Raw genomic sequence first — 25791 nt, 5'->3', positions numbered from 1 at the left:
TGCAAGCCGCCGGAAACCGGCGACTTGCGAGATTGCTTGCCGCCCTCAGAAGGGCGGCGCGGCATCCATTGAACCGTCCTGCTTGGCCATGATGACCGCCAGCTCGGCTTCCGCCATTTCCAGCTCCGCCAGGATCTGGCGACGTTCATCCGGATGGCAGTGTTTTGATTCGGCGCGTAGTTCTTCAATGTGTTGTTCCAGCAGCATCGCCATCTCCTTGACGTTTGAGAAAGATGACGCCGCGGGGCATGGGGAAATGACGGGGTCAGGGATCGCGAAGCGACCGCCGGAGGCGGCGAGCGGAGGAACCGATTTGCGCAGATTGCCGCAGGCGATCGAAGCAAATTGGAGGGGCCGCGAAGTCCTTGAGGCCGGCATTTGTTACGGCACGATTGGTCACTCTGAGCAGACCCCACCTCCCCGTATCGCGACCGTAAGAAGAAAGCGGGCTCAATGCCCGGTTTCTTCTTCATCCTGGGCAAGGGGACGCCCCACCGTTTCCGGCAGGGCCTTGTTCTCGATCAGGCATCGCGCTTCGGGCGGTTCCAGACCAACGTGTACTCGCCGTCCTCCTCGGAGGGCAACAGGGCCGCGTTGATCGGAGCCGGGAAGCTCGGATCGTCGAGCCTGACCGAGATGTAGGGTTCGCCATCGCCCGAGACTTGGTCCCAGGCTGCACCGACTTCGGCCGCCCCGGACATGACACGGAAGTCGGGAGCGTCGCGCGAGGTGCGCTCGATTGGATTCAGGCGGGCCTTCATGGAGACCGTCAGAGTGCGCACGTTGCCGATGATGGTGTTGCCGTTGGTGGAGAATTCGCCGATGATTGCCATTGTCGTGATCCTTTCGGGTTGTTCGGGCCGCGACCATCGCGTCCTCGATGACTGTCGAGTGGATCGGGGACGATCGGACCGCATCTCGAAGAAACCGCAACGCAGTGGAGGGCGGCGAGAGGCGGCTTTCTTGGACCGTGAGGAATGCGAACACCGTTCGCAGGGGAAGAAAGTCGGCGACAGCCGTTGCGGGAAAACGATCGAGGCGCAGCCGGTCTTCGATCAGACATGTCAAATCGAGGCCGCGTTGGCCGCGCCCGGTTGTTCAAGCCGGATGGATCATGACGATGGCGTTGTCGATCATCGGTTATGAATTCACCACCGACAGCAACCCTTTAACCGACCGGCACATTCCAGTTTTCCAGAACAGACTGTCCGCTCCCGGCCGAACGCATCGCGTTGTCGCCTTCGCTTAGCTGTCATGGCCGAACTGCCCGCCGATGCGCCGCCCGCTGTGCCAGTTTCCGGCGATATCGCCCTTCCCACGACAATGAGGCCGTGCATCCCACTTCCTGCTTTGCTCACTGCCGGTCTGAGCCACTCGGACTGGAGAGCCATACGTGCTGGTCTGGAACCACCCGATCAAAATACCCCGGCTTGATGATCGCTGCCCATCCAACAGGCGGGGTTTTCCCCGGCCCTTCCCGATTGCACCCGCGTAACCACGATCGGCAAGCCTGATGAAGGATGCGAGCCTAGCGTCGGAAACGATTGACCTCGGCTGCGGCCTTCCTGCGGGCGATGAACTCGCGAAGCAGGGGCAGGAAAAACGCCTTGCTGAACCGGCCAACCGGAGGCTCGGGTTCGAGATAAAAGGAATGCCCAACGATATCGCTGTTGAACTCATCGAGAATAATCCACAGTCGAAGGTCAGCATCGAGGCCAGCCCGACGTTTCTCCATATCCGGGATTTCCGCGGCAAACCGCTCGCGGGACGGCAGTTTGGTGGTGATCGGAAAGAACAGGATCATGTCGCCATCCGGTCGCGGCATTCTCACGCCAACGGCGACAGGACGATTTTTTCGGCCTTCGGTCTCACCTTTGCCAGCCTCTCGCGCCCACAAATAGGGATAGCGGATCACGCAAGCGGTCTGGATTTCGTCAAACGGGCTCATCGCATCGGCTCGTCTGAACCGGCATAGGCATCAACCGCCGCTTCGAATTCAGTAAACAAGTCATCGGGCATGGTCTCGAGCGTACCCGCGGCCCGGAGGTCGGATTGACGCATGAGGCGCTCATAGTCTTCGATGTTGAGGAGAACCAGGCGTGGCTTGTTACGTTGTGTGATCGTTACCGGATGACGCAATGCCTCGGCGATGATATCGCCGGATTTGCGGGAAAGATCGCTTGTCGAATAGTATCCGACGCTACGTGTCATATCGACCTCCTGTTATTGGCAGCTAACCGAGCATAACGATTTGACAGGCAGATTTCCAGCAAATACAGCAATGTCGTAATTGCTGTATTTAGACTGGTGGGAATGCGGGCGCATCGACATTGCTCCTAGCTCTACATAATACGAATTAATATGAACTCATCATAAGCCACACGTGTCTTTTCATTCGATGGGCCAGAAATCGAGTTGACCATGATCGGCGGCTGTTACCAGGTCGGCTTCGTCAAGCGGAACGCATGAGCGATGAAGATAAACCTCGCCATGGATGCGTCGAATGCCCGTCCGCAGTGCTTGATCGACTATTACCGCGTCTGCCCAGGCCTCCGGATCGTCGGCGGAGATCGCGCAGTCGGGCATTGGTGCGATTTCACCATGCGCTGCCATCAGCGCTATGGTGGTGGACGGGACACCAGCGCCGAGCGAAAGCGCGCGCAGCCGGATCGGGGAGGACGCACCTTCTCCTGCAAAGCTCGGATCATGAAGCATCAGGCAGCCTCCTGCCAGGCGGTCGCTTGCCGCTGAAGGTCATGTAGGTAGGCGACAGCGCGTTGCGCATGCGCTGCCGCATTGAAGATCGCGCGTTTGTCAGAGCCGAGGATTTCCGCCCAGCTGTGGATATAGGCGGCATGATCCGGTCGAGGCTCCAGCTCCGACACGATGCCCAGATCGGCGCACAGCATCGCCGACCCCAATTCCACGAGCATTTCTTCGAATGCCCTTTCCCGGCGGTCCTTGTGGTAGCGGCTGAGATCCCTGTTCAGCCGGGCGGGGCCGCCTGCTTAATGCAGCGTCTCGTGCGCACGAATTGCGATGAACGAAGCAATGTGCCGGAACTGTTCGGGTCGTGGTAGCAGGATGTGGTCGGTTGAGGGGAATAATAGGCCTTGTCCCCGCCGTATCGGACGACAGCACCGGTATTGTCGAAGAAGCGATCGGCGTGCTCGATACGCTCAAGCGGTTTCGCGACCGGCGCAGGGCAACGATAGTAGTGATCCGCGAGACCATCGATCTGATCGCAATTAAAACGGTGTACGCTTTCAGGAACGGAATATCACGTTTGACCTTACCGCCATCCGCGTCCGTCTCGGTTTTGGTGAAGCGGCTGGCATAGACGACGGTCGCGCCGCTCTCACCCGCGCGTACGTGAGCACCAAGCTCGTTGGCCTGACGCAGCGTCATCCAAGTCGACGACCTGAAACCGCTGGCGACGCTCTCCGACCAGAGAAGGAGAACGTTGAGGCCGGTATAGGGTTGTCCGTTGTGGCGAAGCGGCCGGCTGACCCGTTCGGATAGATTGGCCGCACTCCACGGCTTCACCCATGGGCGCACGCCCCTTTCCAGGTCGGTGACGATTCTGTCCGTGATGCGCGCGTAGATATCGCTGCGCGTGTTTTCTGATTTCCTTGTCATGTCCGAACCTCCTTGTCGGGAGGCCGCGATGGGCGCGCTCCGTTCTTTCTTCATTTTACTTTTCTATCCCCATTGAGCTTCGCTCTGGCAGTGACACAAAAATGGCCGCCTCGGAGTGAGGCAGCCCCGTCACGAAAAAGGCGGAGCCAGATGCTCCGCCGGATAAATCTCAGCCGAGAGCGTCCATCTGTGCCTCGGCCGCCTTGCGGTCGAGTGTCTGGCCGGGGTTGTCGACCGGACGGTCGAATGGCTTCCACGCTTCGCCGACAATCTGTTCGTAAGCCGCGACGCCACCTTCAGCGGCCAGGCGCAGCGCGTGGGCCTGAATGCCCATATCGGCTGCGAATTCACGCTTGCGCTGGGCGGCGCTGTCGTATCCGACCGGACCGTCGAGATCCTCGTCGCGAGCGCCTGATGCACCCTTGGCCGTCGCATCGCGTGCTTCAGTTTCCGTCTTGCTATAGAACTGGCCAGCGCCATGGCGATTTCATCGGCTGTGACCTCCTCAAGCACGGCGGACGGATAATCCGCGCGTCCGACCATCAGCCGGCAGCGATGGAGAACTCGAGGCACAGCCGACCCAAGAAGCGTCTCTCGATACGGGATCGCGCTCGTCGCCGAAGCTCAATATCTCGATTGAGATATTCGTCCACCCAGCCTCACTTCACATAACTTACCTTATGGTGTGTATAGCACAAAAAGGTGGGTTCTTGCTGACTTAAATAGTTTCTCGTAACTCTGATTCTTGCGAAACAAGAGCGGAGAAAAAGGAATGATAATTTCAAGTCGCGGGCCCAATATCCCGATGTGGGAAAGAAGCCTTCCAACGATTGTCGCCGAATCATGGTTCCCGGTAACGGCTGATATGGCGCCCCTCGGCGGTGTCAGTGAACGGGTTATTCTCGAGGGCCCGAGGTTCGATAAGCAGGGTAACCTAGTTTTCGTCGAATGCATCACCGGGCGCGTCTTGCAGCTCTCGCCAGATCGGGAATTGACCGTGGTTCTCGCCGAAAACAGCGCCGGAGCCGCAGGCATCGACTTTGACAAGGACGGTCGCATCGTTGTCGCCGGTTTCACCACTATTCACAGCGGCGGCACACTGTTCGCCATTGAGCCGGACGGTTCGGGCAAACAGATCATCGTCGGTCCCCAGGCCGGGCACGTCCCCGATGACCTGGTCTACGACAAGCATGGTGGCTTCTACTTCACCGATATGCAAGGCAACAATGCCAACCCCACAGGCGGGGTTTTCTATGTCGCCCCGGACATGACGACGATCACGCCCATCCTCCCGAACTTGTCACTGGCTAACGGGATTGGGCTCAGCCCGGACGGGAAGATTTTGTGGGCCACCGAGACTGGAAAAGGACTGCTCCATCGCATCGAACTCGCCGGACCGACGACCATCGCCGACTATGGACTGACGATCGCCTACCGGTTCATCGGTGCGAAGGTCGACTCGCTTCGCACGGACGAGCATGGCAACGTCTATGTCGCGCTTTATACCGAAGGGCGCGTGCTGGTATTTGATTCACGAGGTGTCCCGATTGCTCAGGTATTGATTTCGGAAAGGGAGCAGGGAGACTTCCTCGGAACCACCAGTCTTGCGATCCATCCTGACACCGGTGAACTCTTTATCACGACGAACAATGATAGAGGGGGCGATGCTGCGATTTACCGGGCTGAGGCGATCACCGAGAAGGTCCTCGGGATCACATCTTGATCGTTTGACTGTCAACCAGGTGCGATCGGTTCTTCCTGCGAGTAGAGCCTGAGCTCGGTTCGATGCCCATGATCGGCGGCAAGAGCTGGTTTGGTGGTTGCCCCCTCAAGCTGGCTCTTGTTGATCGACCCGGTTGAGGCACTTCAGCGATGGATCTCAATCGGCCCATCGCGACTATGCAGCACACCGAAACACCGAACTTAAGCTGCCGCCCCCGACGGCTCCTGCTGCGGCGTTCCCCCGCTCATCTCGCACTTGAGGAAGGCCCAGTTAATCAGGCTCTCGATGGAGGGACCGAGTGCACGACCAAGCTCCGTCAGCTCATACTCCACCTTAGGCGGCACTTGCGGATAAATCTTCCGGGCGACGATGCCATCTTTCTCCAGCTCTCTGAGCTGCTGAATCAGCATCTTCTGGTTCACGCCCGCGACCCGCTTCTCAAGCTCCGAGAAGCGCAGCGGGGCCTTGGCCGCAAAGAGCTGGACGATGATGACGATCTTCCACTTTCCTTCCAGCACCCGCAGGGTTTCGCAGGTTGCCGTCGCCCAGAACAGTTGCTGCTTCGGATCCCCGTTTTGCCAGTTTCGTTTCATAACTTACCTTTCGGTGGGTATAACACCAAATAGTGTGTTCTTGTCATACCGATAGGCTACCGCTATTTTGCGGTCCAGTAAATAGCGGATCAGATCTCGACCCGCCCGCCAAATCTATTGGTCCTTGCGGGACACTAATACTACTCAAAAGGAGAATGAGACCATGAAGGCTGTACGTTGGACGACCGGGGACAAGCAAGGTCTGGAATTGCACGACGAGGCCACGCCCAATCCTGGGCCGTACGAGGTGGTGGTGAGGGTTCATGCTGCGTCCTTGAACTTTCGAGACCAGGCAATCCTCGATGGTGCCTATGGCGGCCCTACAAAGCCAAACGGCGTCCCGCTGTCGGACGGCGCAGGTAAAGTGATCGCGGTCGGTCGTGACGTCACGCGCACAAAGGTTGGCGACCGTGTTTCGGCGTCCTGCTGCCAGCATTGGATCGGCGGACCCAACCGTCCAGAGTATCATGCCAACAGCCTGGGCATGACGACGGATGGATGGCTGGCCGAGACGATTCTCTTGCACGAGAACGCCATCGTGCATCTACCGGACTATATGTCATATGCTGAGGCGGCGTCCCTGCCCTGTGCCGCCGTTACCGCCTGGACGGGTCTGAACCTGTCGTCGCCCCTCCAGGCAGGCGAAACGGTGCTGGTGCAGGGCACCGGCGGTGTAGCGCTGTTCTCGCTCCAGATTGCAAAGATGTTCGGCGCCAGAGTACTCGCAATTACCTCATCGGACGAAAAGGCGGAACGGCTGAAGGCGCTGGGAGCCTCAGCCGTCGTCAACTACCGATCCCATCCCAACTGGGACAAGGAGATTCTGAAACTCACAGACGGTAGGGGTGTCGACAAGACCATCGACATCGCAGGCGAGAAGACGATCGTGCAGTCGGCCGCCGCGACCCGCAACGGCGGCGATATCTCACTGGTCGGATTCACCAGCGGTTTCGGTGGTGGTCTGCCGCCCATCAACATCCTCGCCAAGTCGCTCCGCGTCGCCGGCACGTCGATCGGATCCCGAGCGAGCTTCGAGGCGCTGCTGCGCGCAATGGCCTTGCACGAGGTGCACCCTGTCCTCGACCAGGTCTTTCCATTCGTGGAGTACGAGGCCGCTTATCAGCGCCTCAAGAGCGGCAACCACGTCGGTAAGGTCGTCATCGAGGGGGTGCCCGCACAATGATCCCCCTGTCAGTTCTCGAACTCGGACGCGTTCGCGTAGGGTTTGATCGCCGGTCTTCGCTTGATAACGCTCGTGCGCTTGCCCAGCACGCCGAGCGTCTGCGTTTCCAACGTATTTGGGTAGCTGAGCATCACAACTCGCCGGCGGTCACCACCGCGGCGACATCGGTCGTGGTGGCGCATATCGCGGCCGGTACGACGACGATCCGCGTTGGCGCTGGTGGCGTCATGCTGCCCAACCACGCCCCGTACGTCATTGCAGAGCAATTCGGAACTCTGGAAACCCTTTATCCGGGCCGTATAGATCTGGGGCTTGGTCGCGCACCAGGCACCGACCAGATGACCTTGCGGGCGCTGCGCCAGGATCCCGGCAACGCGGAGAACTTCCCACAGGACGTCCAGGAACTCCAGGCATTCCTCGCCCCGAAGGGCGAAGCACAGCGGATCGAAGCGGTTCCCGGCTCCGGTACCAACGTGCCGCTTTGGATTTTGGGATCGAGCCTGTTCGGCGCGCAACTTGCAGCCGCACTCGGCCTTCCCTATGCCTTCGGGTCGCAGTTTTCCCCTCAGGCGCTTCATCAGGCCCTCGAAGTCTACAGAAACAATTTCCAGCCATCAGAGCAGCTGCAAAAACCCTATGCCATGATCGGGGTGAATGTGATCGCGGCGGAAACGGATACCGAGGCTCGCCTACTCGCAACCTCCCAGCAGATGACATTTGCCGACATGTTCCGGGGCATGCCAAGCCTTCTCAAGCCGCCCGTAGCCGATATCGAGGCCTACTGGACGCCGCGGGAGAAAGCTCAGACCGAACAGATGCTAAGCTGCAGCGTGGTGGGCAGCGCCGAGACCGTCCGCGCTGGCCTAAACCAGCTCATTGCCGAGACAAGGGCCGACGAGTTGATGATCGTCACTGACATCTTTGACTTCAGCAAGCGCGTGCGCTCACTCGAGATAACCGCCCAGGCGACAACCTAACGAAAGACCCTAATCATGTACGCGCAGATCACGCAGTTCATCAAAATGCTCCACACGCTCTCGCGTCTGTTGGACAAGGCGCAAGAGCACGCCGAGGCGAATCACTTCAAGCCGGAAGTTCTTCTGGACGCCCGTCTTGCGCCAGATATGCTGCCACTCACGAGCCAGGTTCAGTGGGTGTGTGAGATGGCAAGACTTGTTGCCTCAGTCTTATCCGGCAAGCCGGTCCCGGTTTTTGAGAAGACCGAGAAAACGATCCCGGAACTCAAAGCGCTCATCGAAAAGACGATCGTCTACGTTAGCTCGATCGAAGAAAGCGACTTCTCAGGTTGGGAAGAACGTATCGTGGCGCCTCCGGGCTGGTCCGGCGCCTTCCTCGGGAAGGATTACCTTTACCAGCATGGGGTGCCAAACTTCTATTTTCACCTGGTCACGGCCTACGACATACTCCGCCACAAAGGCGTTCGGATCGGAAAGATGGACTACATCGGGCAGCTTCCATTCCTCAGATAGAGATCGAACGCCCTCGGTCGCCACCCTATCGATTCAATATGGAAGCTTCTACGATGACATCTCGAGCCAAGTCGCATGATGAAAGTACCAGGTCGTTCAGGAAGGAAGCGCTGATATTAGGATTGGTGTCGCTTGCGGGCCCTCTCGCGATGAACATGTATGTTCCTGCCTTCCCCGAAATGGCCAGGGCGCTGGAAACGACCAGCGCCACGATCCAACTCAGCTTTACAAGCTATCTGGCGGCACTCGCGATCGGACAAAACATCTTCGGACCGCTCTCCGACAGGTTCGGGAGAAAGCCGGCGCTCTACGCGGGACTGCTTCTCTTCGTCGTCTCGTCGATAGGGGCAAGCTTGGCCGTCGTAGCCGAGCAGTTGATCGTATGGCGGTTCCTGCAAGGTATCGGGGCCTGCGCCGCCATGGCCGTACCGCGGGCGCTGATCAGGGACCGCTACACCGGGTCGACCGCTGCACGGATGATGTCGCTCATGGTCCTTGTCGTCTCGATCGGGCCCCTCGTCTCGCCTATGGCGGGGACGGCTCTCGTCGGGGCGTACGGATGGACATCTATCTTCTGGTTCCTGACCATCGCCGGCGTAATCGCACTAGCGCTCGTCGTCACGCAGGTTCCAGAAACACTACCGGTAGGCAGCCGCGTCTCGGGAATGGCCACCCTGCGGGGCTACGGCTTGCTTTTACGGGACCGAAGCTTCATCTGCGCCGCCTTGATGATCGGCTTGGCCCAGGCCACGTTCTTCGCATATGTTTCGGGGTCACCGTTCGTCTTCATGACGATCTACGAATTGACCCCGTTGCAGTTCAGCATGGTTTTCGGCTTTGCTGCGGTCGTCTGGTCTGGTTCGGCACAGTTGTCCGGTCCGTTGATGGACAGGTTCGGGGCCGCGCCCATTCTGAGCTGCTGCGTCAGCGCAAATGCCATTCTGACCTCTGCTCTTCTTGTGGTGGGGCTTCTCGACCTCGGTGGCATGCTTGTGCTTGTCCTTGGAGCCGCCATGGTCTTCTTCTCATTGGGCATCCTGGTGCCTGTCGGCACCGTTATGGCCCTCCACGCACACGGCGCTGTCGCAGGCTCCGCCTCCGCGATCTTAGGAACGGCAGGTTTTGCGGCCGGTGCATTAGCAAGCTTCGTGGTGGCTGCAACCGCAGACGGCACCGAGCTTCCAATGGTTGGAACCATGACCGCCTGCGCGCTGCTCTCAGCCGCAGCGGCTCGCGTCGCGTTGAAATCCCGTCCAGCCGATCTCGGGTGACCGTCGGCTAGCCCATTCGGCCTCGTAGCAGTACTTCAAGGGGCAGAAGAATCTAGAAGGACTTGAAGAGACCTGTTGTCGTCTCCGGACATTCACTGAACATAGGCGCGGGCGTTAGTCTGCTCTCGACCCGGGAATAGTGAAGCAGGTTCTCAACACTAAGGTCTCACTGGCTGAAAATGGCGTGACAATAATCATTGTCACATACGATATGGGATTAGCTGGGAAGGTTGCGAACAGGGTGGTCTTCACGGAGCTGTCGAAGTAGTCGGAATCGGTGAACCTGGCGGATTTTCGATAACCCAGAAGCGTTAGCATGCGGGAATTCCTTGGAGACACAAATGCCTCAAGCTTTCGAACATGAGGCAATCGCGAACGCCTTTTCCTAAGACGTTGTCTGAGCAATCTGACATGGACGACTGCCCCGGGTAAGATGAAACATGGGCTCACGATTGCCATGGGGGTCGCGACGATGTCACTGTCCCGTTTCACGCGTTAGCCGGTCACTCTCATTCAAAGATGGGGAGAGCGGTCGACCAACGTCCTTCTTTGCTTGGACGAGGGGAATTGGCCGCATGCTAACAAGCTATCATCGTTGTTCAAAAACCATACAGGTCGTTGTGGCATGGGCATACAGCCGCCCGTCAGGACCAAAAATGCGGCCTTCTGCGGTCGCGGCCTGGCGACCCACATGTATGACACTGCCCTCCGCCCGCACAACGGGAACTTTTTCTGTCAATGCGCGAATCATGTTTACCTTCAACTCTAGGGTTGTGTAGCCCTGTCCGGCCAACAATACTGAGTGGATTGCGCATCCCACCGCAGAATCGAGAAGGGTAGCGAACCATCCCCCGTGAACGCTTCCTAAGGGGTTGTAGTGCCGTCGCTGCGGTCGACCCTGAAAGACGACCTTACCGTGCTCGGCACTTATGGGAACAAAGTCCATGGCGTCGCCAATAGGCGGCGGCGGAAGCTCACCGGCAAGGATCGCGGTCAAGAAATCAAGTCCCGGTCGGGCGAGGAGTTCTTCCTGTGACACCACATCTACAGCCAGCAGTTTGGCGCGAACCTGCCTCTCTTCCTCGAGCCACAGTGAGGTATCGTCTGCCATTCCAATGCTCCTCCGAAATAAATTACCGTATCGCTACTGCTACCACGGGTACTTGGAGAAGAAAGGACAGTCAATTCACCAAGACCCGCACGGTCGCTTCACTGATTTCAGGACAGCTCGGTATGGCTGGCTCTTCGAGCGGAAATCTGATCGACTTTAACCGTCGAAAGGAATTTAGTTTATCTGCTAAAGTCTTACCGGAAAATCAATCGAGGATCGTGTCACAGAAGAACGAAATCCGCCGGTGGTCAGCTCTAGGCAACTCCATTGCATAGGATGGCGGGCAAAGAGCATAGCGCTTCCTAGCGACGCTCGACGATAGCGCACCCACCAGCGGTCTGAGCTTGGGTGAGCGCGTATCTCTTGCTTTTGAATCATCAGTACTCTTGCACAGTTGGCCGCAGAAGGATTTCGTTGATGTCGACGTTGTCCGGCTGCGAGATCGCATAGGCGATGGCATGCGCAATCGTCTCGGTCGGGATGGCCGCTTTGTACAACTCGATTATGGCTGCTCGTGCCTGAGGATCGGAGGAGCCGAATTTCAGTTCACTGTCGACAGCTCCAGGTGAGATGATCGTGGTGCGGATATGCGACCCCGCCTCGATGCGTAGTCCTTCGGAGATAGCGCGCACGGCGAACTTAGTGCCGCAGTACACGGTGCCGCCCGGCGCTGAAACTTTGTGTCCGGCCACCGAGGCGATGTTGATGAAATGACCGCTGTTCTGTTTGCGGAAGACAGGCAGTGCAGCGGCAATGCCGTAGAGAACACCCTTGATGTTGATGTCGATCATCGCGTCCCATTCTTCGACCTTGTCGGCATCGAGCGGTGCAATAGCCATCAGGCCGGCATTGTTGATCAACACGTCTAGTCGTCCAAAAGCTGAAATCGCAGAGTTGACGAGGTTCTGTACATCGCGACGTTGGGTCACGTCGGCTTGCGCCACAACCGCTTCTCCTCCCGTCTCGCGGATGCTGGCGGCGACCTCCTCCAGCCGGTCAAGTCGGCGCGCGCCAAGCACGACTTTCGCTCCATGTTCCGAAAGGTAGCGGGCCGTGGTTGCGCCGAAGCCACTGGATGCGCCAGTGATGACGATAACTTTTCCATTAATGTTTTGCATGTGTTTTCCTCGATTGCAGTCAGTCTGTTGAAGATGCCGCCCAAAGACAGGGCGTTGCATGCCATGAATAATAGTGTCAGATTGGCGTTCACCAATGTCGATACATGCCAATTATTTGCCTATTCCTACCAATTCGGATCAACCATGACGTTCCAGAAATTGCTCGACGACCAACTTGCAGCCCGCATGGCCCAAGCGCCCGCGGGTGTTTTGCAGACGGAAGTGGAGGGCGTGCGCCTGTTTTGGACAACGATGTCCACACAACCCGAGCCATTGGTTTATGATGCGGGGATCGTCATCGTACTCCGCGGTCGCAAGGACGGGCAGCTTGGTGAACGATCGTTCGTCTATGACGAGAACAACTATCTCGTCCTAACATTGCCCATGCCCTTCCTCTGCGCGCATCGCGCCAGCCGCGCCGAACCACTTTGCGGGCTGTTTGTGAGTGCAACGCGCGACGATTTCACCAGCCTGCTGGGACAGATGGCAGACGTCGGCTCGATCTCGTCGAAATCGCGGCGTAGTGGGCTGGCCCCCGCTCCGGTCGATTGGAGGATGCGATCAACCATTGAGCGGCTAGTTTCTGTTCTTGATGATGCGCTCGCAGGGCGGTTGATTGGGTCAACCCTGCGGCGAGAGTTGCTATTCCACGCCCTGCGCGGGCCGTGCGGCCCGGCGCTGGTAGCGTATGCTCAGCAGACCGGCGATGACGGAAAGCTGGATAAGCTGATTGAGGATATCCAGCGCGATATTTCCCGGCCTGTTACGATCGAGGAGATGGCCACTAGCGTCGCAATGAGCATCACGACTTTCCACAGGGCTTTCCGGCAGCGCACCGGCCAATCACCACTGCAATATGTAAAGCGTCTACGCCTACACGCCGCACGGGACATGATTGCATTCGACGGCGCACGGATTGGCGAGGCGGCGCAGCGGGTCGGCTACGAGAGCACGCCGCAATTCAGCCGGGAATTCAAGCGGCACTTCGGTGTGTCTGCTCGTGACTATCAGCATACGACAACCATCATAAAACGATAGTTTTGAAGCGCGCAGTCGATTTCATAACTTTTAGTGGGCGACAAAATTCACTATTTCAAGTGATTGGAAACGGAACGACACGATCATGAGACCATAAAATAAATTGACGATGCGATCATATGTAAGTATGAAGGTTACAGACATACGTTTGGAGCAGGGCTTGCCTACTAGTACTCGATTTGTCGTAGCCGTTCACACGCTAGCGATCTTAGCTATCAAAGATACGCACCCTGTGCGTTCCGAGGATTTGGCACTCAGCGTTAATACCAATCCAACGGTCATCCGATCTTTGTTGTCGGCGCTGGCGAACGCTGGTTTCACGACTGCACAACTCGGGGCAGGTGGAGGGGCCCTACTTGCTAAAGATGCCGACAATATCAGCTTATTAGACGTTTACAGCGCAGTGGAGGACAGTAGCTTTTTTTCAATGCACCGTTCGTCACCGAGCAATGTCTGCAAAGTTGGAAAAAATATCCAGAACGTCTTGCGCCCAACCCTTGATAAGGCGCAGGCAGCATTAAAGGCGGAGTTAGGCAGTGTGACAATTGCGGATATAGCCGCGGAGATAGCCCGCCGAGAGGGTCTCGCGATCCCAATCTCAAAATAATGCCGCCAAATGAGCTTTTGCCGTGGACGCATGCTTTCTCGAAGGAATGCAACTCATCGAGCATCTCTATCGCTGGTCTAGGCCTGATAGGATCTGTTCTGGCACGATGGTTCGCAGCCAATGAAATTGACGTGTGATTACTAAAATGCGCTAGACGAGGTAAGCAAAGCCCAATCCCAGCGATCAGACGAAAGAGCGGTATTGGTAAGCGTCAAATAGCCCAGCTGGCCTTTCCACTGGCTATACCCGTGTGAGAATCATTATCGCCGACCAAGAAGAACTGCTGCAGAAGGAGAAGACGATGACTGAACCAATGAACACTGAATTGGCCGCAATCGAAGCGACGGCCGTTTCGTACCTGACTGCCTTCGCTCGGGAAGACGTCGCAGGAGTTATAGCAACATTTGCTGATGACGGCGTATTGATGGGTCCCGGCAGACCCTCCTCCGTAGGGAAAGAAGAACTCGCAAAAGTCTATCCCGGTGTCTTTGAGAAAATTGATTTCAGTATGACGTATCAGGTCATAGAGGTCGTGCAGACAAGCCTTGACTGGGCTTTCGTCCGCAGTGCGACTAGGGGTACGGAAACCACCAAAGCAACCGGCAAGGTCGCACCCGCGGCATACGAGGAACTTTTCTTGCTGCGGAAATCGGCTGGTGGCACGTGGAATATTGCACGTTACTGCACCACCAAGACGAGCTAGACGCCCTGACTTGCTGGCTCACGTAACTATCTATGTGCCATCAATCCCGCAGCAATTTTTGGGCTTTTATGTAATTCTGTGTGTTATAGTCGATAGTTCGGCTGTGCTGATTGCGGTTTTTGGTTAAGGATTATCGAAGTAAGAAATTTCTGGAGCATGCTATGAGCGGATGCTGTTCGGTAGTGAACCGAAACGACGGGACGAGCGTACAGTAACTTCGACAGTATTATGCCGAGGGCAGGGCTGGCAATTTTGTCGTCGTCAAGGACGCGTGGGACAAAGCTGACGTAGCCACCGCCTTGATAGGATTCGAACCACCGGCACAGTCCGTGATTATGGTATTCAATGAGTGACTTACGATTCTAGCAAGCTTCGAACCCACTGAATCGACATAACTTCCCGAGCATACAATTCGACAGTTCCGAGAGAAACCACTCTTCGCTCACGATCTTGCCGAGGGAACGTTTTCCTGAGCGGCACGGACTACACCACCTATTTTAAATCTCGGGGAATCAGGCTCGCACCCCGACCCGCTGCTAACGAGCGACCACCATACTACCTCGGTCGAGGAACCTGGAGAGCCGATCGAAGCTCAGAGAGTGCCTGGTGTTCCTCTTCCGAGTGGCAATGATATTGGAGGATTTTCCAGCCAGGATGATCCTCCATATCCCCGTCATCATGCAGAACTTCGAGCAAAGCGGGCCTTAGTCTGCTAAGCGCACTTAAACTACTTTTCGGATAGGCGATACCACTTGCGACGGTGAACGAGAGCAGTTGCAGATGGTCGGCCACTCCAAGAGATGACTTCATCAAGAGTGCATCTAACGCAGCTTTTGGATCTAGGCTAGACGGGCTACCCAACAGGAATATGCGAGCTTCACGAATTGAAAGTTGCCGAATTGTACGTAGGGCATTCGCCCGAGCTTTCGGCTCCGAGCCGATTGACAGTGCCGCCATGGCCTCCTCAGCTGTTCGAGCATGAGCCAACACAAAACGCGAACATTCCTCTCGCGAAAGCATTTTATTCCACTGCTCAAGCTCCTCAAAAATCATCTTTGCTTCGCAGAATGAGCGGGCCCACGTTACGAGTCTTGCCAAGTTCAAACCCAGAAGTCCAATTTCGGAAAGCTTGCGAAACTGGCCCAACATTTCTTCGATTTCAAATTCATGAAACGCAGTGGGCGGCAACTTTTGCAATAAGTCTTCGGTTAGGACTCCGCCCTCTGCCAGCCGGACTAGGAACGCCCATTTTGCGTCCTTTGACCTGAAGCTCATCAAAATATCGTGCGGAAAAATCCCCCATTGATCCAGACGATCGGCTATCAATCTTGCCGTGGAGCGCGTCCTAATTCGGGTGCATAGCGCTTGCGCGACGAGTGGGTCGTAAGCACCTGGATAATCTTTCCATGACTCGAAAACACTGAATGCTGTCGCCTCCGATGAGGCCAGACCGAGCACGTGAAGATAGCAGTGGACGGGAATGTAATCCTCGGCGTTGAGAGCACGCAAAGCACTTACTGACTGCAGAAAATCTTGTGACTCCCCAACCAGATCGACGTAGATATCGGGTACAAATGGTTCCTGTTTATATGTAGGCTTGGTTAATTCAGAAGAAAGGGAAACTATTGCCTCGCCTTCAGCGTCAAGTTGCGCGTTGTCTAAGATGGTGGCGTCAAGCTTCGCACCTACGAAATCACAGCCACGCAGATCTGCGCCGGTAAAATCAAACCCGGACAAATCCTGGCCCGCAAAACTGATGCCGCGCAGGTTGAGATGTTTGAACGATCGGTTGGGAGAAAGCCCCGCTATGGCGACAAGTTGAACAAATTCCTCGCTCTGGCTTGCGAGAACGGCGCGGGCTGCCGCTTCGATATTATTGACCAATCTGATCTCCCCGCACAAGGCGCATCTTCTGCACACCAAGCGTTATCCACCCGTCACGGTCAGGCTCATCATCGAGAGACTCGACGAAAAGAGCACTTAATATTCGTTGCTTTAGCAGACTTATCGGCTCAATGCCCTGACCCTCGAGGTGCAGCGCCCTTGTGGGCTTGAATGCAAGAGACGCCATGAATTCCTCCCCCAGCTTCAGTCCCGAGACCTCAAGAAGTGGCCTTTCAGTTGTCACGAAGTCCTGGTTCAATGGCTTCCCTGCACCACTTAGGCGCCACTCTGGAAGCATATCAGCTGGTTTCGCGGTGAGATACGCTCCATTGAGCTCTATCGGTTTGTCTCTTCCAGCTAGGCGGCTAGCTTGGACCATGGAATTCGGAGAGAAGGAGAGGCGGATCCTGACCTCGGTTATCCCGACCAAAAACTGGTCATATTCTACGGTCTCGAGGCCGATGGAGAGAAACAAATCCGACACGCTTCCGAGGTGCCTGGCTTGGCTTGCGTCATCGACCTGAAACCAAGCGATATTTCGATTTCGGACTTGAGGTTTCCCTAAAATTCGGGTGTGAATCGGAGCAACGTTAAGCGAGCGAAGAAGCATTGCGCGAAAGGCATCCACCGTATCTCGCCCAGAGTAGATCACGCCTGGCTTGGAACGCTCTTTTGGCGCCACGTTTGGATCGACGAAATAGTGCCGCTCGTTTTCAAAATGGCCGAGTTTGGCGCAATTATTTATGAGCTCGTCAGATAACCGGCCTTCCCGCCAAGCAGACTTCAACGTTTCATAACTTGTTCCAAGGGCGCGGGCGAGCTCTGCGTTTGAGTTGGAAACAATGATATCTGCTTGGTGGAGCAACTCCGTGAAAATTCGCAGTTTTTCCTGCAAGTTGTGAATTTCTGTTCCTCGCCGTGCCATTGAGCTCTCCGTGATGAGCGATCATAACAGGAATTGAGCGAATCGGAGCCTCGGATACCACCTTTTTGGCACCCTTTTAAAACCGGCCTTTCGGGAGCAGATGGAGAAGACAGGTACAACTTAGGTGATGCCGTCTGAGTGGCAATCAACGATGATTGCCGACATCAACGACGGAGGTTGCGATGCATTGGTTTATCTTTTTCATTCAGGTTGTTTCGGCTGTACTGGCGCTATTAAAAGCGCTCGGAGACGACTAACCCGAAATTCGCTTTTGTTCGGCGGCGCGTAAAAAATCCCCAGATCACTTCGGCCTGCCGAGATGGCGAAATGAGTTCGCGATCATCGACTGATCACGCCCTGACCGGCATTGTGGTCAAAACCGCAGATGCTTCCCGATCTACCAACTAGAGCTATCTCGGATTGGCAGGCATCGGTAAAGTCGGCAATGCGAACAGTCTCGTACGCCTAACTCGAGCGCTTGGTGAGATCGATACCCACAATCCGAATGTCTTCAACGTTGACAAAACTCGCCGAGATCGACTGCCAATGGTCGATCAATGCCTGAATGAGGCCGTCGAAATCGACCCTGTTTTCACGATTGGGGACATCCCAACCTTTTTTTTCGCCTGAGTAGACGAGAACAAACAGTCCACGGTTCGAACGGTTGTCTCGAAGGTAATCGCCGCAAAGTTGGTTTTCAAGCCGTTCGAGAAGGTCGGGGCCTGACCATTTGTCGGCGAGTTTTAGCTCGACGGGGACAGGTCCGTCGAAGCCGACGCCGGCAAAGCGTAGGTCGGGACGCTTCATGTCGGCGAGCTCTTCTTCCTGAGGCACCGAATAGCGCCCTGCCGCCTTTTCGCGCAGCTCGTGGCCAAGATATTTTCGAACTTCTGTCTCCTGGCCGATGACCTGCAAGAGCGAGGCCACGCTAGAATCGCCATTTTCTAGGTCATCCTTGAGGTCAAGAAAGCGCAGATAAACGAGTTCGGCAAGATCCCGGTGGTTGTCGGGCGTGCGTTCGATGTCCTTGGCGAATACCCGAACCTGGCCCGGCGTCCATGCCTGCATGTCACCGTCTTGTTCGGCCTTGCTCCGGGCATGATGCAGCATCCATGGCCGCATTTTCGCCACGGGGTGCAACTTGGAGATTTCGACTAGCGCTAGGAACGCCGCCTTACCCGGAATGGCGGTCAGGGCGCCGAGAAGGGAATTACGCGAATCTTGCGCGCGGTCACGCAGCCCCGGCGAGTAGACTCCAGTGCCGGCCCGCTCGATATCCTCCTCGGTACGCACATGCTGATGGACCATCAGGTAGAGGGCTTTGAGATGTTCAGGTGTACGGTAGGCGTCGCGGGCATTGATAGATTCATCACGGCTCCCACCCCAGAGCGCCGTGATGAACTTCATGACCATATCGACACGCGCTTCCCGATCCTTGATCGCGGAAGTCTTCTCCTCGAGAGCCGCGATTGCAGCGGAAGGCTGGGTGCCACACCAGACCGCAAGCCATTGCGCAAGATTGTCCGGGTCCTCGACGGTTCGGCACTTCTCGATCGCTAGGTTTGTAACAAGCGCGTCCGGGACGTTCGAGCCATGCAAGATCTTTAGGAGCTTCTTCAGCATGGCCGCGTTGGCCGGTTCCTGCTGTCGCAATAATTCGAAAATTCCAGGGCCGAGGCCGTCCCAGGCCCATTGTCCCGACCAGCTTATGTCGCTCAGGATATAGCTTGGATCACCTTCCTTGCTCAGCGCCGCTAGTTCGTAGGTGATCTCGTGCAACATGAAGCGCGAGACAACCGCCGGGAACCCCGCATAAAGAGCTGGAAACCAGAGTGGAAAACCGTTCAGCTCGAAAGACGCGTAGTGGCAGGCCCGAATGACCTCGTCTTCGCTCAAGGCAGACGGAAAAGAATTGCCGCACTCGATGGCTTCGATCTCAAGGCCTGCCAGCCCTAGGATTGTCCCGTGAGCCGTCGTATTCGCCGGATATCCTTCCGAGCGAAGTTTTGGCCGATAATTTCGCCAGAAGCCGACGACCCCGTCACGATAAAAGCGTGCCGGCGCATCGCCGTATCGCTTTGCCAGTCTCTGCCAATTGTAGTCAGTCCAGCGCTTCGCAATCGCCTGCTTATGCCGGGCTTGGTGGAACAGATAGTAAAGCGGATTTGAAATCTCTCCTGGCGCGGCCTCCTGAGCGGCTAGTGCCTCCGGGAGTTTTTCATCGAAGTAATTCCGCCACCCGTCGTGATAGGCGAGGTCTTTCCGCTTGCGGGCTGCATCCTCGCGCTTCCAGCGCGCCTGCGTCTTCTCGAACCTGCGGCTCTCCGACGATCGCGGTTCTGGATGGAGATATTGATGCAAGCGTTCTGCAAGCGCGGGTTCCTTGGCCGTCCTGCGTTTCAGCTTGTCCCGCCAGCCGGTCGGGCGATCAGCATTCCGATAGAGCGTGAAGGCGAGCGACAAGGCAACCAGCCTATCGTCCTCGTCGCGCCGATTGGCGATTTCCTCGAGCACATACGGAAAGTCAGCCGGGCCGAAGATCGAGAAACTACCCCACATGGAGGCCTGCCAGTGCTCGGTCAGACGTTCGCCTTTCTTGCGATCAAGGGCAAGGCGCGTGGCAGACACTTCCGACCAGAACAGCGCGTAGCGCAGCTCAGCCCAACTGGCCGTCGTTTCGTAGAGCTGCCTTTGTACCTCTTCGATATGATCGATGCCATAACCCTTTGCTGCGCTGACCTTTCGCAAGATCGAAAGGGAAGACGCCGCCAAGGCACTTGGATGGCGGTTAACAATCAAGCGCGACAACATTTTACCGGCGATCGGCAACAGCCACGGATAGTGCTCTGATATCTCGCAATACCGCCGCTCGATGACCGGCGGCGTCTCCAGGAGGAGGTTGAGCCTCGCGATGGCATCGGGTAGCAGGTCGATCTCTGCCGCCGCGAAGAAGGAATCGAGGTTGATTGCTGCCTGATCGACTGAGAAGCGCTGTTGCTCGGCTAGTTTTTCGATGCAGGCAAGGGTCCATTCAACGGTCTCGGCCGTTGGCTTGGTCCCTCCTAGGATCTCCCCAAACCAGTCACGGTCGAGTTCGCTCGCCTCGCTCAGGAAGCTCTCGCGCAAGCGTGCCAGATCCGCAGCATCGCCGATCGCTGCCAGCGCCCGAATTGCTGTGACGCGGACGTAGTGCTCACCGTCGGGATTTAGGGCGAATTTGAGTGCTATAGGCCGCAGCGCGACCAGTTCGCCGACCCAGATCATCCGCATCAGAAATGCGATGATCTCGTTATTCTCGGAATATTTCTGCAGCAGCGCTTCGATATCCGCGGCCATGTCAGGGTTTGCAAACCGCTGCACGGCCGAGATATCTTGCATGCTTCGCCCCGAATTTCCCGAGACGATTTGTTCGCAAACCTCCGCCAGCACATAGCGCCTGACATCCACCGGCAGGCGCGCAGGATCGCCGCCCTCAAAGAATATTTCCGGAGCAACCCGGCGCACGCGATTAAGGATCTTTTCGTCCAGCAGAACAAGCCAGGGCAGAATGGGCCTCAGCGCTGGGACGATGATATCCATGCCGTATTGTTCGCGAAAGAACAGGCCCTCGATCCGACGGCGGGAGGTCTGTGCCTGCAGCAACCGTGCGAACCACGCAGCGGTCAGATATTCGCGGACGGATCGATGATGAAAGCGCACAGTTCCGTAGATGGCTTCATCGAAAATCGGCCGCGCAAGCAGTGTCGCCTGGTCCCGGTCATCCCAGTCGCTGAGGACCTGGCGGACGTCGAGGCCTTCGGTATGCGCGGACCCATCAGGGATACGCAAAGTCTGGGTTTTCGAAAGCGTTGCGGCGACTGCGATCAGCATCGCGCCCTCCCGCGCTCGATCCAGGGAGAGAGGACGATAGTCGCGCCGTGCCTGGTCACGCTCTTCCAAACGGCGGTCTAGGCTGTTTTGCATCAATTCGAGCCGGCCGCCGATCTTGCCCTTGTCGATCCAGAACTGGACAAGCTCTGAGAGATCTTCCGGCCGGGCGGAAAACGTGAAGGCGTCGGCGCGTTCGATCGCGGCTAGAAATGCCTGCGTGTCGTCAATCCCTTTGGCGCGCGCGAATTCCCCGATCTGCTCTCTGTTCAGATCGTCCAGGGAGACCACCATAAAGCTCGGTTTCTCAGCTTTCTTGGCAATTCCGGTGTTGAACGTTTCCTCGATCTCGTCAGCCAGATCATTCGGTGGAGGCGCCTTTTCCTGTGTCCGCGTTTGCGGGGGCGGGAAGGCCTTCAGGCAGATGTCCAGATCGGATCGTGCGCGCCACGCACTCGTGCGTCCGGTGATTATGATGTGGACGCGATCCTTTGCGGTGTTTGTCTTACGGCCAAGTGTGCGGATGGCGCGGTCAAAATCTCCGGGGTCTCGCAGGCGCGCTTCATCAACGGAGTCCAGCAGCAACCAACCCTCATCATTAGACGCAAGCCAGTCTTCAAACTGGTCGAACGTACCCGTTTCGGCTTCGAAAGCATCCTCAAACCAGTTTGCCACGTTTTCCAGACGCAGGAAGAATGCTGCCTTGCCTTGGCCTCTGAGTGTCTGCGCGGCCTGACGGATCTCACGGGTTTTGCCTGAACCGGCTTCCGACAGGATCACGACACGCGGGTGTTCGAGCAGCGATTGCCAAATCATACGCTGTCCGATCTGGAAGCTTCGCACGATCTCCTCGTCCTCTCCGCCCGACTGGGAGAGTTCGTGGAAAGTACGCTGCAGATCCACGTATCGTCCAAAGATTTCTTGGCAATTTGATTCGCTGTTTGGGCTCATGGATAATAATCACCAGTTTTACTATCACCAACAAGGATCAGGCTAAGTAGAAGCACAAAAATTCCGGCAGTTGGTGTTCCAGTTCACGGTTGGGTGTTGAACTCGGCCCACGAGAACGGACGCAGCGCTTCGACAGCTGAACGACGCCATTCGAGACGTTCATAAATCGGGCCTTGATGTCGACATCAGCACGCTCACCATGCACACACCGCGTGGCCCGATGATCCAGGTTGACCTGAGGACATTCCGTGCTTTAGGTGCGTCGCCCATGCTGCGGTTGGTGGAAGAGTAAAAGCGATGAACTCTACATTGATCGCGGTGCCTTAGCGCGTTGAGTTGGCGAATGTCGTTATGTAATCGGCATGCGTTCGCAGATCCGCAAGTATGAATACGGATCGACTTGACGGTCATCTCCATTTTTGCATACAAAGGGTGGCCCTACACGCGGGCCGGTGTGCCCGCCACGCAAAGCTAGTTCAGCGTTTTATTTTCAAGGTGTCACTCCCTGCCCATCGGCATGGTCTGGTCATTAGCGGGCACATGGTCGGATCATTTCAGGATATGGATATGACCGAAAAAAAACTGAGCAGCATCAAGCATCTTGCAAAGCGATACGCCCGGGCTAGCGGGCTCACACAAGTCCAGGCCCTAGATTTTGTCGCGGAGAAACTGGGTTTTGCGAATTGGACGAAACTCGTCTCCGCGAGCAAAAAGGATTGGACCCCCAATCCCGACCAAATAGCGATCATCAAAGAATTCGTTCACCAAGCCCTTCCGACGGCAGATTTTCAGCTTGGAAACGCTGAAGCGATGGCACGCCGCTTCGCATACCTCGAACAGGCCGGACATGGTGTAATTGAAGGTCATTCATACCGCCTTCAAGTGGTTTCCCACGACGTCATTATGGCCGGAGACGGATGGAGCATCAAGGTTTCCGAAAACCCTGGCGCCGCACCAATCGTCCAGACATCGCCTGAAAATGACAGGAACTATCCGGTGTTTGAACAGAAATTCCTTCAGAAAGCACTTGGTGTGGCGAATGATCTCGCTCTCCAGGTTCGAGGCGAAATCTCGACAGATTGGGCACGCCGTTCCACAAAGCCAGACGTAGACGGGATAGTCCGCCATCCGCTGTGGGGCGGCGAGTCGGATGTATGGTTTTGCATGCATTGCGATGGAAAAATTACCGGCACTCAAATCGCCAAGAATCTTTGGCATTGTCCGGAGTGCGGGGCATCTCCTCTCGACATATATGAGAAAGCGTTCTGGTGTGGAGATGATGGGAGATCTCTCCAGCACGTGAGAGCTGATGGAGGCGTTGACAGAGGCGCGCCTGATTTTCGGGTTGTCGATGACAGTCCCAAACTCGACTTGAATGGCGAGAAGATCATTCTTCTCCTCCGAAGCGCTCTGCTTGATGACGCCACAAATATCAGCGAGAGGCTCGGCGCTCTTCAGGCGCAGGTTAGTGTCGATGATGAAAATGACGCTTGTATCGCGCTTGATGAAGATTTGTGGCCGCAGGACAAGGAGCCGGTTCAGGCTTTGATTGTAGCGGCGCAACTGGGTATCGAGATTGAAGTTGAAACGATGTGGTCCACTCCACCTTTTCACTGGCCGGGTATCGGCGTGACAACCTCGAGCACGAGCGATTATACGCAAATGATGCTGGACGCGTATGCTCAGTATGACGTGTTACCAGACAGGAAAACAGATCCATCGTAGTCGTTTGCTATCAATACCCTGCACGTAAGCGATTTTCACATGTAGGGGTTGATCGTGACCGCTTTCCGCTTGTCACCGCGATGAGTGGCTTTGGAGTGGGAAACGACAGAAGCGAAACCGGCCTCATTGAATAGGGCCGGTCGCAACTGCGAACGGCTGCAATACGCCTTGCGTATACTAATCGCTGGCAACCTCGTCGAAGGTTCCGGTATAATGGAAGGTCTGTTCCATATTTAGTTTGTGGAAACCCGGCCTGTATCCTCTCAGCAACTCTAGCTTAAGACTTTTAGTATTTTAAGGCTGATGTTGGATGGAGATTTAATGTGAATTACGGACTATTCTCTGAAAAAAGTGCAATTGATATTTTTGGGGCCTCAGCTCCATACTTCGGCAAAATTGCGGAGGCTCTCATAAATAGGGGCTTTGGTTCTGAATATAGCATCCAAAACATGTCCAGTCTCAACGTGCAAGACACGGCAGAAATGAATAGGATAATGTGGGATGAGATACTGCAGCGCACGGAGTTGTGCACCCTCACCTCGTTACTTCGATCTCAGCGCTGGGCAGAAGGCGCTATCGAAGCTTACAGAAGTAAAAATTTACTCGCCTGGGCCGCCGCCGCACGCGGCTTGATAGAGGCTGTCGCAGACTCTTATTTTGTCTTGCGCTATGCAGCAACCACGCTGGCAGAAAACCATCGTACGATCCAAGCTTGCCTTGCCGGGGATGTTGGCTGGACGTTGGTGGTAACGAAAAAGCTTGAGGACGAGCTAATACACTTCACTCACGCCCGCATCCAAACTACCGGAGAGCAAAAGCAGGTTGGCCATACACCTCGTTCTGCTCGTGACTATATAAACACGTTAAACGAGACCGGATCGCCAGACAATTACGAAGCGTACCAAATACTTTGCAACTATACACACCCGTCGGCTCATAGCCTGATCTGGATGATCGATGTTCAAGAAAATAGCGAACGGTCAAGTGAATTTTCTTTTTCACCATTCCATAATATGGAAATGGGATCAATACTAAACGTAAGCTTGAAATATCGAAGATTATTCCATAGCTTACTTGAAGCTGTAGCAAACATTTCAGTTATGACGCTGAAGACCTCTCGGAATCTTCGCCAAACTTTGTCGCTTACGGACGGCATCGATACCAGCATTATTCCACTGGATCGAAAACTCGACGAGGCGATCGTAAACAGCAAACAGAAATATGAGCGACTTAATAGAGGTCGTAAACAGGTTGAGCCGATCGAGTGATAGGCCGAGAAAGCTCATATCTTATTATTGTGACAAAGGTCTGTGCATAGCTCAAGGGCAAATACGAACTAGATAGTCGGCAAAACAGCATCTAAAAGCTGCAAAACTCCGCGTTTTGTCCTTAACCAGCGGCGCTACGTCCGACGCAAGGAAAATGTCTGTATGCAATAGGAACAGTAACGTGGTATACAACAGGTTGTCACGGGGTCAAACCGATGTTATCCTGTGGCATGCGGTTCACACAAGGACAAATTCGAGAGCTTCTCTCCATTCCAGTCGAAACATTTCGAACGTGGCGAGGCGCAATACAAGCTCTTACACAGCATCGCGGCCACGGTCCTACCTTCACTCCCGGAGACGTGGTTGCAATTGCTGTTATCGCCGAGCTTGTACGGGACTACGGCGTCCGGATTAGCGCCGTCGAGGACCGTATGGATAAGGTTGTAAATGCCTGCCATGACCTTTCTTGGTTGGAGCTAGACCCATGTTGTATTGTGGTCGGTCGGGATTTCGCAAAAATTTGCATACTGGAATCTCTTACACTTCAAAACGAGTCTGACCCGATTTTGGTTGTCCCCTGTTCTCCAATTATAGGTCGCCTACGGGAAAGTCTCCTTGCGGCAGAACCGGAAAATGCGCAGGGACATCTGCAATTCCCACCAGCGGTCATCGCCAGCAACGAGAGACGTCGATAA

22 protein-coding genes and 3 pseudogenes are annotated in these 25791 nt (G+C 55.9%); 12 read left to right on the top strand and 13 right to left on the bottom strand.

Annotated features, from left to right (window positions below):
• Positions 1 to 45: 45 nt before the first annotated feature.
• Both G6L28_RS22285 and G6L28_RS22280 read right to left on the bottom strand, forming a co-directional pair.
• Positions 46 to 207 (bottom strand): hypothetical protein, encoded by a 162-nt coding sequence (locus G6L28_RS22285; RefSeq protein WP_174066336.1) that lies wholly within the window; start codon positions 205 to 207, stop codon positions 46 to 48.
• 314 nt (positions 208 to 521) lie between these two features.
• Complete coding sequence (locus G6L28_RS22280; protein ID WP_174066335.1) at positions 522 to 833, bottom strand: DUF736 domain-containing protein; 312 nt, start codon at positions 831 to 833, stop codon at positions 522 to 524.
• Between G6L28_RS22280 and G6L28_RS22275 the strand changes: the two genes are divergently transcribed.
• Positions 823 to 1146 (top strand): hypothetical protein, encoded by a 324-nt coding sequence (locus G6L28_RS22275; RefSeq protein WP_174066333.1) that lies wholly within the window; start codon positions 823 to 825, stop codon positions 1144 to 1146. The genes G6L28_RS22280 and G6L28_RS22275 overlap by 11 nt on opposite strands.
• Before the next feature lie 382 nt (positions 1147 to 1528).
• Here the strand turns inward: G6L28_RS22275 and G6L28_RS22270 are convergent, their stop codons facing one another.
• The 5 genes and pseudogenes from G6L28_RS22270 to G6L28_RS22250 all read right to left on the bottom strand — a co-directional run.
• Positions 1529 to 1948 (bottom strand): hypothetical protein, encoded by a 420-nt coding sequence (locus tag G6L28_RS22270; protein WP_174066330.1) that lies wholly within the window; start codon positions 1946 to 1948, stop codon positions 1529 to 1531.
• Positions 1945 to 2211 (bottom strand): type II toxin-antitoxin system prevent-host-death family antitoxin, encoded by a 267-nt coding sequence (locus G6L28_RS22265; protein WP_174066328.1) that lies wholly within the window; start codon positions 2209 to 2211, stop codon positions 1945 to 1947. Before G6L28_RS22265 ends, G6L28_RS22270 begins: the two co-directional genes overlap by 4 nt.
• 180 nt (positions 2212 to 2391) lie before the next feature.
• On the bottom strand, positions 2392 to 2715 hold the full coding sequence (locus tag G6L28_RS22260) for a hypothetical protein (protein WP_174066326.1): 324 nt from the start codon (positions 2713 to 2715) through the stop codon (positions 2392 to 2394).
• Positions 2715 to 3639: pseudogene (locus G6L28_RS22255) on the bottom strand (ArdC family protein). The gene G6L28_RS22260 and the pseudogene G6L28_RS22255 overlap by 1 nt, the downstream one beginning before the upstream one ends.
• A 169-nt stretch (positions 3640 to 3808) precedes the next feature.
• A pseudogene (locus tag G6L28_RS22250) lies at positions 3809 to 4120 on the bottom strand (hypothetical protein); the annotation flags it as partial.
• 291 nt (positions 4121 to 4411) lie between these two features.
• Here G6L28_RS22250 and G6L28_RS22245 point away from each other — a divergent pair.
• Positions 4412 to 5362 (top strand): SMP-30/gluconolactonase/LRE family protein, encoded by a 951-nt coding sequence (locus tag G6L28_RS22245; protein ID WP_174066324.1) that lies wholly within the window; start codon positions 4412 to 4414, stop codon positions 5360 to 5362.
• Positions 5363 to 5562: 200 nt separating this feature from the next.
• Here G6L28_RS22245 and G6L28_RS22240 read toward each other — a convergent pair whose 3' ends face one another.
• On the bottom strand, positions 5563 to 5955 hold the full coding sequence (locus tag G6L28_RS22240) for a winged helix-turn-helix transcriptional regulator (protein ID WP_174066322.1): 393 nt from the start codon (positions 5953 to 5955) through the stop codon (positions 5563 to 5565).
• A gap of 163 nt (positions 5956 to 6118) precedes the next feature.
• On the opposite strand from G6L28_RS22240, the gene G6L28_RS22235 reads away from it, so the two are divergent.
• The 5 genes and pseudogenes from G6L28_RS22235 to G6L28_RS23000 form a co-directional block, all read left to right on the top strand.
• Positions 6119 to 7138 (top strand): zinc-dependent alcohol dehydrogenase family protein, encoded by a 1020-nt coding sequence (locus tag G6L28_RS22235; protein WP_174066320.1) that lies wholly within the window; start codon positions 6119 to 6121, stop codon positions 7136 to 7138.
• Entirely contained in the window at positions 7135 to 8115 is a 981-nt protein-coding gene (locus G6L28_RS22230; protein WP_174066318.1) for an LLM class flavin-dependent oxidoreductase, read from the top strand. The genes G6L28_RS22235 and G6L28_RS22230 overlap by 4 nt, the downstream gene beginning before the upstream one ends.
• 15 nt (positions 8116 to 8130) lie before the next feature.
• Complete coding sequence (locus G6L28_RS22225) at positions 8131 to 8628, top strand: DUF1993 domain-containing protein (RefSeq protein WP_174066316.1); 498 nt, start codon at positions 8131 to 8133, stop codon at positions 8626 to 8628.
• 53 nt (positions 8629 to 8681) lie between these two features.
• Entirely contained in the window at positions 8682 to 9899 is a 1218-nt protein-coding gene (locus G6L28_RS22220) for a multidrug effflux MFS transporter (protein WP_174066314.1), read from the top strand.
• Between the two features lie 118 nt (positions 9900 to 10017).
• Positions 10018 to 10155 (top strand): annotated as a pseudogene (locus tag G6L28_RS23000) (amino acid ABC transporter ATP-binding protein); the annotation flags it as partial.
• 333 nt (positions 10156 to 10488) lie between these two features.
• Here the strand turns inward: G6L28_RS23000 and G6L28_RS22215 are convergent.
• Together G6L28_RS22215 and G6L28_RS22210 are read right to left on the bottom strand one after the other, a co-directional pair.
• A complete protein-coding gene (locus G6L28_RS22215; protein WP_174066312.1) occupies positions 10489 to 11010 on the bottom strand; it encodes a PaaI family thioesterase in 522 nt (173 codons plus the stop codon).
• A gap of 377 nt (positions 11011 to 11387) precedes the next feature.
• Positions 11388 to 12128, bottom strand: coding sequence for an SDR family oxidoreductase (locus tag G6L28_RS22210; protein WP_174066310.1), 741 nt, complete (start codon positions 12126 to 12128; stop codon positions 11388 to 11390).
• A gap of 63 nt (positions 12129 to 12191) precedes the next feature.
• Here G6L28_RS22210 and G6L28_RS22205 point away from each other — a divergent pair, with 63 nt between their 5' ends.
• From G6L28_RS22205 to G6L28_RS22195, 3 genes are all read left to right on the top strand, one after another.
• Positions 12192 to 13166: an AraC family transcriptional regulator gene (locus tag G6L28_RS22205; protein WP_174066309.1), complete on the top strand. Its 975-nt coding sequence runs from the start codon at positions 12192 to 12194 to the stop codon at positions 13164 to 13166.
• Positions 13167 to 13326: 160 nt separating this feature from the next.
• Positions 13327 to 13773 carry an Rrf2 family transcriptional regulator gene (locus G6L28_RS22200; RefSeq protein WP_174066307.1) on the top strand — a complete coding sequence of 149 codons (447 nt, stop codon included), beginning with the start codon at positions 13327 to 13329 and terminating at the stop codon, positions 13771 to 13773.
• Between the two features lie 301 nt (positions 13774 to 14074).
• The gene (locus G6L28_RS22195; protein ID WP_174066305.1) at positions 14075 to 14476 is read left to right on the top strand and encodes a YybH family protein; all 402 of its coding nucleotides are present in this window, start codon (positions 14075 to 14077) and stop codon (positions 14474 to 14476) included.
• Positions 14477 to 15031: 555 nt separating this feature from the next.
• Here G6L28_RS22195 and G6L28_RS22190 read toward each other — a convergent pair.
• The 3 genes from G6L28_RS22190 to G6L28_RS22180 all read right to left on the bottom strand — a co-directional run bounded on the left by G6L28_RS22190 (position 15032) and on the right by G6L28_RS22180 (position 22055).
• Entirely contained in the window at positions 15032 to 16360 is a 1329-nt protein-coding gene (locus G6L28_RS22190) for a pentapeptide repeat-containing protein (RefSeq protein WP_174066296.1), read from the bottom strand.
• Positions 16350 to 17285 (bottom strand): hypothetical protein, encoded by a 936-nt coding sequence (locus G6L28_RS22185; protein WP_174066294.1) that lies wholly within the window; start codon positions 17283 to 17285, stop codon positions 16350 to 16352. Before G6L28_RS22185 ends, G6L28_RS22190 begins: the two co-directional genes overlap by 11 nt.
• Before the next feature lie 465 nt (positions 17286 to 17750).
• Positions 17751 to 22055, bottom strand: a complete 4305-nt coding sequence (locus G6L28_RS22180; RefSeq protein WP_337795797.1) for a hypothetical protein — start codon at positions 22053 to 22055, stop codon at positions 17751 to 17753.
• Between the two features lie 615 nt (positions 22056 to 22670).
• On the opposite strand from G6L28_RS22180, the gene G6L28_RS22760 reads away from it, so the two are divergent.
• Positions 22671 to 23828: a hypothetical protein gene (locus G6L28_RS22760; RefSeq protein WP_202033809.1), complete on the top strand. Its 1158-nt coding sequence runs from the start codon at positions 22671 to 22673 to the stop codon at positions 23826 to 23828.
• Between the two features lie 323 nt (positions 23829 to 24151).
• Entirely contained in the window at positions 24152 to 25096 is a 945-nt protein-coding gene (locus G6L28_RS22170) for a hypothetical protein (protein WP_174066290.1), read from the top strand.
• The last annotated feature ends 695 nt before the right edge of the window (positions 25097 to 25791 follow it).

The organism is Agrobacterium larrymoorei (assembly GCF_013322225.1).
GTDB classification, from domain to species: domain Bacteria; phylum Pseudomonadota; class Alphaproteobacteria; order Rhizobiales; family Rhizobiaceae; genus Agrobacterium; species Agrobacterium larrymoorei_A.
The sequence above is the reverse complement of the archived record's forward strand: the minus strand, read 5'-3'. Positions and strand labels throughout refer to the sequence as shown.

Excerpts from the sequence above, each read along its gene's own strand:
- G6L28_RS22275 (WP_174066333.1), top strand. The coding sequence starts at position 823 with ATGATTGCCATTGTCGTGATCCTTTCGGGTTGTTCGGGCCGCGACCAT.
- G6L28_RS22280 (WP_174066335.1), bottom strand. The coding sequence starts at position 833 with ATGGCAATCATCGGCGAATTCTCCACCAACGGCAACACCATCATCGGC.
- G6L28_RS22245 (WP_174066324.1), top strand. The coding sequence starts at position 4,412 with ATGATAATTTCAAGTCGCGGGCCCAATATCCCGATGTGGGAAAGAAGC.
- G6L28_RS22265 (WP_174066328.1), bottom strand. The coding sequence starts at position 2,211 with ATGACACGTAGCGTCGGATACTATTCGACAAGCGATCTTTCCCGCAAA.
- G6L28_RS22285 (WP_174066336.1), bottom strand. The coding sequence starts at position 207 with ATGCTGCTGGAACAACACATTGAAGAACTACGCGCCGAATCAAAACAC.
- G6L28_RS22270 (WP_174066330.1), bottom strand. The coding sequence starts at position 1,948 with ATGAGCCCGTTTGACGAAATCCAGACCGCTTGCGTGATCCGCTATCCC.
- G6L28_RS22195 (WP_174066305.1), top strand. The coding sequence starts at position 14,075 with ATGACTGAACCAATGAACACTGAATTGGCCGCAATCGAAGCGACGGCC.
- G6L28_RS22225 (WP_174066316.1), top strand. The coding sequence starts at position 8,131 with ATGTACGCGCAGATCACGCAGTTCATCAAAATGCTCCACACGCTCTCG.
- G6L28_RS22260 (WP_174066326.1), bottom strand. The coding sequence starts at position 2,715 with ATGCTTCATGATCCGAGCTTTGCAGGAGAAGGTGCGTCCTCCCCGATC.
- G6L28_RS22230 (WP_174066318.1), top strand. The coding sequence starts at position 7,135 with ATGATCCCCCTGTCAGTTCTCGAACTCGGACGCGTTCGCGTAGGGTTT.
- G6L28_RS22205 (WP_174066309.1), top strand. The coding sequence starts at position 12,192 with ATGAATAATAGTGTCAGATTGGCGTTCACCAATGTCGATACATGCCAA.
- G6L28_RS22760 (WP_202033809.1), top strand. The coding sequence starts at position 22,671 with ATGACCGAAAAAAAACTGAGCAGCATCAAGCATCTTGCAAAGCGATAC.
- G6L28_RS22240 (WP_174066322.1), bottom strand. The coding sequence starts at position 5,955 with ATGAAACGAAACTGGCAAAACGGGGATCCGAAGCAGCAACTGTTCTGG.
- G6L28_RS22210 (WP_174066310.1), bottom strand. The coding sequence starts at position 12,128 with ATGCAAAACATTAATGGAAAAGTTATCGTCATCACTGGCGCATCCAGT.
- G6L28_RS22220 (WP_174066314.1), top strand. The coding sequence starts at position 8,682 with ATGACATCTCGAGCCAAGTCGCATGATGAAAGTACCAGGTCGTTCAGG.
- G6L28_RS22235 (WP_174066320.1), top strand. The coding sequence starts at position 6,119 with ATGAAGGCTGTACGTTGGACGACCGGGGACAAGCAAGGTCTGGAATTG.
- G6L28_RS22185 (WP_174066294.1), bottom strand. The coding sequence starts at position 17,285 with ATGGCACGGCGAGGAACAGAAATTCACAACTTGCAGGAAAAACTGCGA.
- G6L28_RS22215 (WP_174066312.1), bottom strand. The coding sequence starts at position 11,010 with ATGGCAGACGATACCTCACTGTGGCTCGAGGAAGAGAGGCAGGTTCGC.